Source organism: Streptomyces sp. NPDC036815 (assembly GCF_055609205.1).
Window position 1 is genome coordinate 296229 of the sequence record NZ_JBVJPW010000008.1, and the last position, 11467, is coordinate 307695.

The following is an 11467-nucleotide window of genomic DNA, read 5'->3' on the forward strand; positions in this document are numbered from 1 at the left end:
ATCACTCTACGGCCGTCCGGGACCCGCCGCCCGCAGCCGGAACCGCTGGAGCTTGCCCGTGGCCGTCCGCGGGAGCGCGTCCAGGAAGACGATCTCGCGCGGGCACTTGTAGGGGACGAGTTCCGCCTTGACGAAGTCGCGCAGCCGTTCCGCGTCCGGCGTCGTTCCCGCGCGCGGCACCACGTACGCCACCGCCACCTGGCCGCGCAGCTCGTCGGGGCGCCCCACGACCGCCGTCTCCGCGACGTCGGGATGGCGCAGCAGAGCCTCCTCCACCTCCGGCCCCGCGATGTTGTACCCGGCCGAAATGATCATGTCGTCCGCGCGGGCGACGTAGTGGAAGTAGCCGTCGGCGTCGCGGACGTAGGTGTCGCCGGTGATGTTCCAGCCGTGCCGCACGTACTGCGCCTGACGGTCGTCGGCGAGGTAGCGGCAGCCCACCGGGCCGCGCACGGCGAGCAGTCCGGGCTCGCCGTCCGGCACCGGCGTGCCCGCGTCGTCGACCACGCGCGCGTGCCACCCCGGTACGGCCCGGCCCGTCGTGCCGGGTCTGATCGCGTCGTCGGCGGCGGAGATGAAGATGTGCAGCAGCTCGGTCGCGCCGATGCCGTTGATGACGCGGTGTCCGGTCCGCCGGTGCCAGGCCCGCCAGGTGGCCGCGGGGAGGTTCTCGCCCGCCGAGACGCAGCGGCGCAGGGAGGAGACGTCGTGCCCGTCGAGCTGGTCGAGCATCGTGCGGTACGCGGTCGGCGCGGTGAAGAGCACCGTGATCCCGTGCCGGCCGATCGCGGGCAACAGCTGCTTGGGCGCGGCCTGTTCGAGCAGGACGGACGAGGCGCCGAAGCGCAGCGGGAAGATGACGAGGCCGCCGAGCCCGAAGGTGAAGCCGAGCGGGGGACTGCCCGCGAAGACGTCGTCGGGGACGGGCTTGAGGATGTGCCGGGCGAAGGTGTCGGCGATGGCGAGCACGTCGCGGTGGAAGTGCATGCAGCCCTTGGGGCGGCCGGTCGTGCCGGAGGTGAACGCGATGAGCGCGACGTCGTCGGCGGCCGTGTCCACCGCCTCGTAGCGCTCGGGCTGCCCGGCGGCGCGCGCGAGGAGGTCGTCGGGCCCCTCACCCCCGTACGTGGTGACGTTCAGGCCCGGCACCCCGGCCTTGATCAGGTCGTCCACCGACCTGATGTCGCACAGCGCGTGGTGCACCTCGGCCATCTCGCACAGGGTGGCCAGCTCCTGCGCGCGCTGCTGGGCCAGTACGGTCACGGCGACCGCGCCCGCCTTCATCACGGCGAGCCAGCAGGCCGCGAGCCACGGCGTGGTGGGCCCGCGCAGCAGCACGCGCCCGCCGGGCGGGACGCCGAGTTCGTCGGTCAGGACGTGTGCGATCCGGTCGACGTGCTGCCGCAGCTGTCCGTACGTCCAGGTCTCGCCGGACGCCGCATGGAAGGCGGGACGTGCGGCGCCGAACCGTTCGAGGGTCCGGTCGAGGAGCTCCGCGCCGCAGTTGAGGCGGTCGGGGTAGTGCAGCTCGGGGCGGTCGTGCACCAGCGCGGGCCACTGTTCGCGCGGCGGGAGACGGTCCCTGGCGAACGTGTCGGTGTGGCCGGATGGTGTCAGCCCCGGCTTGCCGGTGGATTCCATGGCGGCTCTGCCCCCTTGCCTGCCGGTCGGGCGCTGTGGTGGGCTCGCTCCATGAGCGTATCGTGATGGTGACGACAGTCAACGGTGCGCGATAAAGGAGGGGTCCGCGGTGACGGCATTCTCGCTCAATCCCGAACAAACCGCCCGCTGTGCGGAACTGCGCACACTGGCCGCCGAACGCCTCCGCCCGCTGGCGGCCACGGCGGACCCGGGCCGCGTGAACCGGCCACTGGTGGCGGCTCTGGGCGAACTGGGCTTGCTGGGGGCGCTGTTCGAGACGGGAGGAGGGGGCCCAGGTGGCGGCCCGTCAGGGGCGCGGGGAACTGCGCGACCAGCCACGGACGACCCGCGGACGCCCCACAGCAGGCCCGCCGGAGCCCCCGAGGCCGGGAGCGAGACCGGCGGGGCCTCCGCCATGGACCTCTGCCTGACCCGCGAGTCCCTCGCGTACGCCTGCACGGAGGCGGAAACGGCCTTCGCCCTGCAAGGCCTCGGCGCCCACCCCGTACACACCCACGGCACCCCCGCACAGCGCGACCGCTGGCTCCCCCTCGTCCGCGCGGGCCGGGCCATCGCCGCCTTCGCGCTCTCCGAGCCGGGGGCGGGCTCGGACGCGGCGGCCCTCGACCTCACGGCGGCCCCGGACGGCCCCGGGGGCTGGCGCCTCACCGGTGAGAAGTGCTGGATCTCCAACGCCCCCGAAGCCGACTTCTACACCGTCTTCGCCCGGACGACACCGGGCGCGGGAGCCCGCGGCGTCACCGCGTTCCTCGTCCCCGCCGACCGCCCCGGCCTCACCGGCACCCCCCTCGACATGCTCTCCCCGCACCCGATCGGCGCTCTCGCCTTCGACGGCGTGCCGGTCGGCCGCGACGACGTGCTCGGCGAGGTGGACCGCGGCTTCCGGGTCGCGATGACGACGCTGAACCGGTTCCGGCCCAGCGTCGGCGCCTTCGCGGTCGGCATGGCCGAGGCCGCCCTCGACGCCACGCTGGCCCACACCGCGGAGCGGACCGCGTTCGGCGGCACGCTCAAGGACCTCCAGTCCGTCGCCCACCAGGTCGCCGAGATGGCCACGCGCACCGAGGCGGCCCGCCTGATGGTGTACGCGGCGGCCGAGGCGTACGACCGCGAGGGACCGGACGGCCCCGGCATCGCCCGGCGCGCCGCCATGGCCAAGCTCATCGCCACCGAGACCGCGCAGTACGTGGTCGACGCGGCCGTCCAACTGCACGGCGCCCGCGCCCTGCGCCGCGGCCACCTCCTCGAACACCTCTACCGTGAGGTGCGCGCGCCCCGCATCTACGAGGGCGCGAGCGAGGTCCAGCGCACGGTCATCGCCAAGGAGCTGTACGCCCACCCGAAGGAGCCGTCCGCATGAGCAGCCTGCACCGCGTCAACCCCGCCGAACTCTCCCCGCCCACCGGCTTCTCGCACGCCGTCACCGCCACCGGCTCCCGCCTCGTCTTCCTCGCGGGCCAGACCGCGCTGGACAGCGAGGGCAAGGTCACCGGAGCGACCCTGCCCGAGCAGTTCGAGCGGGCCCTGACCAACCTCCTCACCGCCCTGCGTCACGCGGGAGGCACCCCCGCCGACCTCGCCCGGGTCACCGTCTACGCCACGGACGTGGCCGACTACCGCGCCTGCGCCGCCGAACTGGGCCGCGTCTGGCGGCGGTTGGCGGGCCGCGACTATCCCGCGATGGCCGTGGTGGGTGCGGTGCGCCTGTGGGACGACTCGGCGCTCGTGGAGATCGACGGGACGGCCGTGCTCGACTGAGCGCGCGCCGCCGGTGGCGCGCGGTGCGACAGGCGGAATGCCGGATACCGGGTGAGGGCGGGGGATCAGTGGGTACCTGGTGACGACCGCGGCCACCCGGGCCGTGGATGACCGGGACGTTCCAGCGTTCCGCGGGAGGGTGACCACGTGCGGACGACCAAGCTTTCGGGTGTCATCGGGATCACGGTGCTTTCGGCGGCTCTGCTGACCAGTTGTGGTGACGGGGACGACGGCGGAGGCGGTTCCGACAAGCCGTTCGCGAAGGACAGCGCCGACCGGATCGCGGCCAAGGCGGTGGCGGCCACCAAGGGCGCCGACTCGATGCGCCTCAAGGGCGACATGAAGCAGCCCGACGGGAAGTCGGTGAGCCTGGACCTCGCGGTCGACCAGGAGAAGAACTGTCAGGGAACGGTCGACACGGCGGGCTCCGAGGCGGAGCTGCGGCACACGAACGGAACGCTGTACGTGCGGGGCAACGAGCAGTACTGGAAGACGGCGCTGAAGAACCGGCCAGGCTCGGACAAGGTCCTTGAGAAGGTCGCCGACAAGTGGGTCAAGATGCCCGCCGACGACGCCTCGACCTCCGGAATGTGCGACAAGCAGGGCCTGGTCGCGTCGATGGACGAGGACAAGTCCAGCCGCAAGGGGCTGAAGAAGGGCGGCACGACGTCCGTCGACGGGAAGGAGGCCATCATGCTGACGAAGAAGGCCTCCGGCGGCGAGACGCACACCCTGTACGTCGCCACGGAGGGCAAGCCGTACATCCTGCGCAGCTCGGTCAAGGGCGGCGACAAGCCCAACGAGGCGACGTTCAGCGACTACAACGAGCCGGTGAGCCCGAAGGCCCCGGCCAAGGACGAGACGGTGGACCTCAAGGAACTGGCCTCCTCGGGGCAATGACCTCGGTGGCCCTCCGGGCCTGCCGGGCACGGGTGATGAGGTGGAAGTGCCGGGCGACGCGCCGGTACGGGTCGATGCGCCCGGCCTCCCACTCCGCCTGGAGCACCTCGTCGAGGTCGTCACCGGCGCACTCGTCCTCCAAGTGGTCGGTGAACACCCGCACTCCGTACCACTGCAGCAGGTCGAGGCGGTGTTCGGCGAGCACCCGCAGGACCATGGCGCGGTCCACGCCGCGGCTGACCGTGCCGATGCTGTTGTCCTCCACGGGGTCGTGCAGCGCGCGCAGCGCGCCGCTCCAGTCGCGCGTCAGTCCTCGCCTTATGGCCAGGGCATCGGCCTGATAGGCGAGGACGGACAGGATGCCGCCGGGGCGGGGGCACCGCGCGAGCGCGTGCAGCAGCGGGGCCGGGTCCTCCAGGTACATGAGGACGCCGTGACACAGCACCGCGTCCCACCCGGTGCCGACCAACCGCGGTGCCTGCTCGCCGAATCCGCGGCAGAAGGCGACGCTGCCGGGCGCGTCGGAGGCGTACGGCAGCCAGGAGGCGCGGGCCCGGGCCAGCATGGTCGCGTCGGGGTCGAGCACGGTGACGTGGTGACCGCGCCCGGCGAGCAGCCGGGCCTGGACGCCGGTGCCGCCGCCGACGTCGAGCACGCGCTGCGGCGGCGCGGCCGGCAGGTGCTCGGCCAGGGCGCGGTCGACGAGCCGGTGGCGGACGGTGCCGCGGAGCGTGCCGCTGCGGTGGGCGTAGCGGTCGGCGAGCGGTTCACCGGGGTGGGCAGGCGTGGTCCAGGAATTCGTCATGGGGATCTCTAGCTCTGAGGCCGGTGGAACACCAGGCCAACGAAGTGAAGTCCCGTAGGAAACGGCCCAGTTGGCGCTCAATCGCTGGGGCTGCGGCTCACTGGCCGCCCGACGGGCCGGCCGGGACGTCCGGGACCAGGAGGTGCTCGAGACCTTCGAGCCCCTCGAAGGACGCCGCTTCGGCGCTGCGCGGGAACAGGTCCCGCTCGTACGCGGCGAGCGCGGTCTCGATGTCGTCCGGGTGCGCGGCGATGGCCTTGCCGAGTTCGGCGCCGTCGAACATGGCGAGGTTGGCGCCCTCGCCGTTGGGCGGCGAGAGGTGGGCGGCGTCGCCGAGCAGGGTCACGCCGGGCACCCGCTCCCACCGGTGCTCCGGCGGCAGCGCGTAGAGGGGGCGCAGGACCGGCGGGACGTCGCATTCGGTGATGAGCGCGAGGAGTTCGGGCGCCCACCCGGCGAACTCCGCCGCGATCCGCGCGGTGGCCGCGGTGTGGTCGCCGAAGTCGATCGGGGCGAACCACTCCAGCGGCTTGGGCAGCCCCACGTAGGCGTGCAGCGTGCCGCCCCTCTCCCGGTGGGCGAAGATCTCCAGCTCGGGCACGGGCCCGGTCGCGATCATCATCCCGCCGCCGACCGTTTTCGCGGCGGCCGGGTGCCGGGTGTCCGCGTCGAACAGGTACGTGTCGACGACCGACTTGCCAACGTACGCGGGGGTGGCGGCGGAGAGCAGCGGCCGGACCCGGGACCACGCGCCGTCCGCGCCGACCAGCAGGCCGGTGACGACGGTGCCGCCGTCGGCGAAGGTCACCTCATGGCGCCCGTCGCCGAGGCTCCGGGCACCGCTGACCTTGTGGCCCCACCGCACGGTGCCGGCGGGAAGCGAGTCGAGCAGGACCTCCCGCAGTTCGCCGCGCTGCACCTCGGGGCGGCCTCCCGTGCCGTCGTCGGCGGACTCGTGCAGGACGGCCCCGGCGGGGTCGAGGATCCGCATGGCCTGGCGTCCCTCCAGGACGATGCCGCGGAACTCGTCCGTCAGACCGGCGTCCGCCAGCGCGAGTTGCCCGTTGTTCTCATGGATGTCGAGCAGCCCGCCCTGCGAGCGCGCGGCGGGGGAGGGCTCCGCCTCGTACACCGTGGACGGTATTCCGTGGACGTGCAGGACGCGGGCGAGCGTGAGACCGCCGAGCCCGGCGCCGATGATGGTGACGTGCGTGGTCATGGGGGCTTCTCTCCTGATCGGGGGCTGTGGAGGGGCGGGCCGCCGGGGCGGACCACCGATGAGCCCCAATCTCCCGGCAGCCGTCGACAGCGCACCGACAGACCACCGACGCCACCGACAGCCGTCCGACAGACAGCGCTTCACGTTCCGCACGACTAACTCACCGTGTTCAAACGGGAGTTCTGCGTTGTCCGGAGGAGGGCCGATACCCCGCGTCATCGGCACCTGATGGCTTATCAACAGGGCGCCGTCCAGGGGCCCTTAGCAGATCGGGCATACATATACGATACCGCCCAGTATGGGAAGCGGTACTTCCAGTCAAGGTTGGCTTACTTCGTTACCGTCATGTAGGTTCACGAAAGATCTTGCTTTGCGGGCAGGCCATGCCCGAGGGCCATATCCGGCTGCTTGACAGCAGCCAAAGCGGCACTTAGTGCGCCTAACGGGGGGGCGGGGACTTGAGACTTTACGGAAGAATTACTTCTGACGCGTCGGTATGCGATCCCTGCGGTCCCGGCGCGCTGGGATGAGCAGCTTAGTCTCGCGGGGCCACCGCCCTGTGCGGCAACGCACTGCCCGTCATCATTCGGTGCCCGAGCGTATGGGCGCCCCGCCGGACGACGCCTCTGCGCGGTACACCTCCGAGTCACCCCCGGCCCCGCACTCCGCTGCGACGGGCCTACCAGGCGACTGATTTTCCGCGCAGGGCCGCAATCCGGTCGCCACATCCTGAGTCGACTGTCGTAGCCACAGCTGTGGCCAAGTCGTCATGCAATTTTCCGGGAAGTCGAGGAAGTCATGAGCAACCCGTTCGACAACGAAGACGGCAGCTACTTCGTGCTGACCAATGAGGAGGGGCAGCACTCCCTCTGGCCGGCCTTCGTCGACATCCCGGCCGGCTGGTCGACGGTCTTCGGCGCGGCCGACCGGGCCGCGTGCGTGGAGTACGTCGACACGAACTGGACCGACCTGCGCCCCAGTTCACTCGTCGAAGCGTCCGGAAACAGCGACAAGTAGTGAATGGGAAGGCAATACAAGCCATGACGGAACAAGCAGACGCGAACATAGCGGACGTAGTCGGAATCGGTTTCGGCCCCTCCAACCTCGCACTGGCGATCGCGCTCGAGGACATCGCCAAGGAGGGCGCGGGGGCACCGGAAGTCAGCATGAAGTTCTACGAGCGGCAGCCCCGGTTCGGCTGGCACCGCGGCATGCTGATGGAAGACGCGACGATGCAGGTGTCCTTCCTCAAGGACCTGGCAACCATGCGCAATGCGATGAGCCGGTACACCTTCGTCTCCTACCTTCAGGAAAAGGGCAGGGTCGCCGAATTCATCAACAGCAAGACCCTCTACCCGTTGCGTGTCGAGTTCCACGACTACCTGGAATGGGCGGCGCACCAATTCCAGTCCAACGTGTCGTACGGTTCTGAGATCACTGCCATACGGCCGGTGGTCGAGAACGGTGCGGTGGAATACGTCGACGTCGTGGCCCGCGCCGCGTCCGGCGGTCACGAGACCGTCCAGCGCGCGCGGAACGTCGTGATCGGTATGGGCCTGACACCACGACTCCCGGCGGGCATCGAGGAATCCGGGCGCATTTGGCACAGTTCCCAATTGATGCACCGGGTCGGCTCCCTCACCGGTGCTCCGCGGAATGTCGTCGTCGTGGGCTCCGGGCAGAGTGCCGCCGAGGCGGCCGACTACATGCACCGCACCTTTTCCGACGCCCAAGTGCACACCGTGCTCTCGCGCTACGGCTACAGCGTCGCCGACGACAGCCCGTACGTGAACGGCATCTTCGACCCGGAGGCGGTCGACCGGTTCTTCGCCGCCCCGACCGACGAGAAGCAGCGCCTCCTCGACTACCACGGAAACACCAATTACTCGGTGGTCGACCTCGACGTGTCACAGGACCTCTACCGCAGGAGCTACCAGGAAAGGGTCCTCGGCAAGCAGCGACTGCGGATGCTCAACACCTCGCGCGTCACCTCCGTCGACGAACACGCCGACGGCGTAAGGGTCGTGGTCGAGTCGCCGGCGTCCGGTGCGGTGCAGACCATCGAGGCGGACGTGATCGTCTTCGCCACCGGCTACCGGCCGAGCGACCCGGCTCCGCTGCTCCAGGACCTGTTGCGCGAATGCAAGCGGGACGAGGAGGGGCGGCTCAGCGTGGAGCGCGACTACCGCGTGACCACGTCGGACACGGTGCGCTGCGGGATCTACGTCCACGGCGCGAGCACCGAGCACTCCCACGGCCTGTCGGCCGGCCTCCTGTCCAACACCGCGGTCCGGTCCGGCGAGATCGCCCAGTCCATCCTCACGAGGTAACCATGTACGTTCCATCGATCTACCAGGCCGAAGACCGGGCGTGGCTTCGCCGCATCGTTGAGCAGTACCCTCTCGCCACGCTGGTCACCAACGGTCCGCGGGTTCCGTACGCCACCCACCTGCCGATGATCTTCAGCCCCGACGCCCCCACCGAGGGCGGCGGCCCGGAGGGCGTGACCCTGCTCGGCCACATGAACCGCGCCAACGCCCACTGGGACTCGCTGACGGACGGCGCGGACGCCCAGCTCATCTTCACCGGCCCGCACGGCTACGTCAGCCCCGCGGTCTACGGGACGACACCGGCGGCACCGACCTGGAACTTCGTCTCGGTGCACCTCCAGGGGAAGCTGCGGCCGATCGCCGGTTTCGAGGAGACGCTCGAGGTCGTCCAGCAGACGGTCCAGGCGTACGAGAAGGGCTTCGGCGACGGCTGGGAAATGGACAGCTCGCTGGAGTACTTCCGGGGGATCGGCCCGGCCGTGGGGGCGTTCCGCTTCGACGTGGAGTCGGCGGACGGAATGTTCAAGCTCAGCCAGGAGCAGGCTCCGGAGATCCGGAAGCGCGTCACGGACCGCTTCCGTTCGGACGACACCGGGCACGGCCGTGAACTCGCCGCCCTCATGCACGAGTTCGACCCTGCAGGCCCGAAGAGCGCCTGACGCCACGGACGCCGTACGCGCGCCTTGCCCCACCCCGAGAGCCAACCGCCCCACCGGAGGAGCCTGCCCATGCCCGCCACCGATGTGACCCCCGCCGCGAATCAGCACCACCGGCGCCGCGCGGCTACCCCGCGCCGTCTCCTGATGTGCCGCCCCAGCCATTACGGCGTCGTCTACTCCATCAACCCGTGGATGCACCCGGAGAAGCCCTGCGACCGTGACCTGGCACTCGCCCAGTGGGAGGAGCTGTACGAGCTCTACACGTCGCTCGGCCACAGCGTCGACGTGATCGACCCGATACCCGGGCTGCCCGACATGGTGTTCGCCGCCAACGGCGCGACGGTGGTGGACGGCAAGGTGCTCGGCGCGCGCTTCCGGCACGCGGAGCGGACGGCCGAGGGGCCCGCCTACCTCTCGTGGTTCCAGGAGCGGGGCTTCGACGAGTGCCTGTGGCCGGAGTTCATCAACGAGGGCGAGGGCGACTACCTGCTCGTCGGCCGGCGCATCCTGGCGGGCACCGGATTCCGTACGGACCCGCGCTCGCACGCCGAGGCGCAGGAGTTCTTCGGGCTGCCGGTGACCGGCCTGACCTTGGTCAACCCGCGCCATTACCACCTCGACACCGCCCTTTCGGTGCTGTCCGAGGACGAGATCATGTATTACCCGGACGCCTTCTCGCCCGGCAGCCGGGCCGTGCTCAGGGAAATGTTCCCCGATGCCCTTCTGGCGTCCGCTCAGGATGCGTCGGTATTCGGTCTCAACGCCTTCAGCGACGGCTACAACGTGGTTCTTCCGGAGGCCGCCACGGGTCTCGCGGCAGAGCTGAGGGAACGCGGCTTCAACCCCATCGGCGTGAATCTCTCCGAACTGCTCAAGGCGGGAGGAAGCGCCAAGTGCTGCACGTTGGAACTGCGTTCGGCCCGGGACTGACGCGCATGGATTATGACGTCGTGGTGGTGGGTGCGCGCTGTGCGGGTGCGTCGACCGCTCTGCTCCTCGCCCGGCAGGGCCGGCGCGTCCTGCTGGTCGACAAGGCGTCCTTTCCTTCGGACACCATGTCCACGCTCTACATTCACCAGCCCGGAGTCACGAGACTCGCGCGCTGGGGGGTACTCGACGACGTCGTGTCCTCGGGCTGCCCACCGCTGGAAACGATCAGCCATGACATCGACGGACTCAGCCTGACCTCTTCGGTGCCGTCGACGGACGGGATATCCGCCGCCTACGCGCCGAGGCGATACGTACTCGACGACCTGCTCGTCCGGGCCGCCGTAGCGGCGGGCGCGGAATTCATGGACCGCGCGCAGGTGCAGGAATTGACATGGCGCGACGGCCGGGTCGCCGGGGTCCGGCTGAGGACCGGGGATTCGACGACGACCGTGACGGCGGGCCTGGTCATCGGGGCCGACGGCATGCGCTCGAAGGTCGCCGAGCTGGTCGACGCGCCGGTCCTGCGGTCGGCCCCCCTCGCGAGTTGCGTCTATTACACCTTCTGGCGGGGCCTGCGTACCGGATTCGGATTCCACGAAAGGGTGGGGCGCTGGATCGCTCGGATTCCGACCCACGACGACCTCACGATCGTGGCCGCGTACCTCCCGCAGGACGAATTCCCGGAGGCGCGTCGCGACCCCGGGCAGGCGTATCTGTCGGCGGTCGAGTCGACCGCGCCGGAACTCTACGAACAGATGATGTCCACCGAGCGGGCCGACCGGTGGAGAGGGACGGGAGACCAGCGGAACTACTTCCGTAAGGCACACGGTCCCGGCTGGTGTCTGGTGGGGGACGCGGCTCACCATCTCGACACGATCAGTGCGCGCGGAATAACCAATGCGTTCATCCAGGCCGATCTGATCGCCGATGCCCTGTCCGGTGTGCAGATGGAGAATGCCGTTGCCGTCGACGCGGCGACGTCGGACTTCGCGACGACGATGGCGGACACCCTTGAGGGCCCCTACCAGAGCACGCTCGAACTGGCGAAGCTCCATCCGACGAAGGCGAAACTGCGCATGGTGCATGCCGTTGCCGGATCGCCCGAACTCACGTCCCGCTATTTCGCCCTGGTCTCGGGCGTCATCGGGATGCGCGAATTCATGACGGCCGACGTCGTGGACCTGTTGTAAACCCCTGTCGATCG

General features: G+C 70.2%; 11 protein-coding genes. 8 read left to right on the top strand and 3 right to left on the bottom strand.

Translation table 11 applies throughout. From position 1 onward, the window contains the following. Window positions 1-6: 6 nt before the first annotated feature. Entirely contained in the window at window positions 7-1641 is a 1635-nt protein-coding gene (locus tag ACZ69I_RS19245) for an AMP-binding protein (RefSeq protein ID WP_470833417.1), read from the bottom strand. A gap of 109 nt (window positions 1642-1750) precedes the next feature. Here ACZ69I_RS19245 and ACZ69I_RS19250 point away from each other — a divergent pair, with 109 nt between their 5' ends. The 3 genes from ACZ69I_RS19250 (at window position 1751) to ACZ69I_RS19260 (ending at window position 4320) form a co-directional block, all read left to right on the top strand. Then, a complete protein-coding gene (locus ACZ69I_RS19250; RefSeq protein ID WP_470833418.1) occupies window positions 1751-3022 on the top strand; it encodes an acyl-CoA dehydrogenase family protein in 1272 nt (423 codons plus the stop codon). Beyond that, on the top strand, window positions 3019-3420 hold the full coding sequence (locus ACZ69I_RS19255) for a RidA family protein (protein ID WP_467676575.1): 402 nt from the start codon (window positions 3019-3021) through the stop codon (window positions 3418-3420). Before ACZ69I_RS19250 ends, ACZ69I_RS19255 begins: the two co-directional genes overlap by 4 nt. 147 nt (window positions 3421-3567) lie before the next feature. Further along, window positions 3568-4320, top strand: a complete 753-nt coding sequence (locus ACZ69I_RS19260) for a hypothetical protein (RefSeq protein ID WP_470833422.1) — start codon at window positions 3568-3570, stop codon at window positions 4318-4320. Here the strand turns inward: ACZ69I_RS19260 and ACZ69I_RS19265 are convergent. Next, the gene (locus tag ACZ69I_RS19265; RefSeq protein ID WP_467676571.1) at window positions 4292-5125 is read right to left on the bottom strand and encodes a methyltransferase domain-containing protein; all 834 of its coding nucleotides are present in this window, start codon (window positions 5123-5125) and stop codon (window positions 4292-4294) included. The genes ACZ69I_RS19260 and ACZ69I_RS19265 overlap by 29 nt on opposite strands. Window positions 5126-5222: 97 nt before the next feature. Continuing rightward, a complete protein-coding gene (locus tag ACZ69I_RS19270) occupies window positions 5223-6344 on the bottom strand; it encodes an FAD-dependent oxidoreductase (RefSeq protein WP_470833427.1) in 1122 nt (373 codons plus the stop codon). A 798-nt stretch (window positions 6345-7142) separates the two neighbouring features. Here ACZ69I_RS19270 and ACZ69I_RS19275 point away from each other — a divergent pair. The 5 genes from ACZ69I_RS19275 (at window position 7143) to ACZ69I_RS19295 (ending at window position 11453) form a co-directional block, all read left to right on the top strand. Then, a complete protein-coding gene (locus ACZ69I_RS19275) occupies window positions 7143-7361 on the top strand; it encodes an MbtH family protein (RefSeq protein WP_467676566.1) in 219 nt (72 codons plus the stop codon). A gap of 23 nt (window positions 7362-7384) precedes the next feature. Next, entirely contained in the window at window positions 7385-8674 is a 1290-nt protein-coding gene (locus tag ACZ69I_RS19280; protein WP_470833428.1) for a lysine N(6)-hydroxylase/L-ornithine N(5)-oxygenase family protein, read from the top strand. 2 nt (window positions 8675-8676) lie between these two features. Next, a complete protein-coding gene (locus ACZ69I_RS19285; RefSeq protein ID WP_470833430.1) occupies window positions 8677-9333 on the top strand; it encodes an FMN-binding negative transcriptional regulator in 657 nt (218 codons plus the stop codon). Between the two features lie 69 nt (window positions 9334-9402). Continuing rightward, on the top strand, window positions 9403-10263 hold the full coding sequence (ddaH, locus tag ACZ69I_RS19290) for a dimethylargininase (protein ID WP_470833431.1): 861 nt from the start codon (window positions 9403-9405) through the stop codon (window positions 10261-10263). Between the two features lie 5 nt (window positions 10264-10268). Continuing rightward, a complete protein-coding gene (locus ACZ69I_RS19295; RefSeq protein WP_470833433.1) occupies window positions 10269-11453 on the top strand; it encodes an FAD-dependent oxidoreductase in 1185 nt (394 codons plus the stop codon). The last annotated feature ends 14 nt before the right edge of the window (window positions 11454-11467 follow it).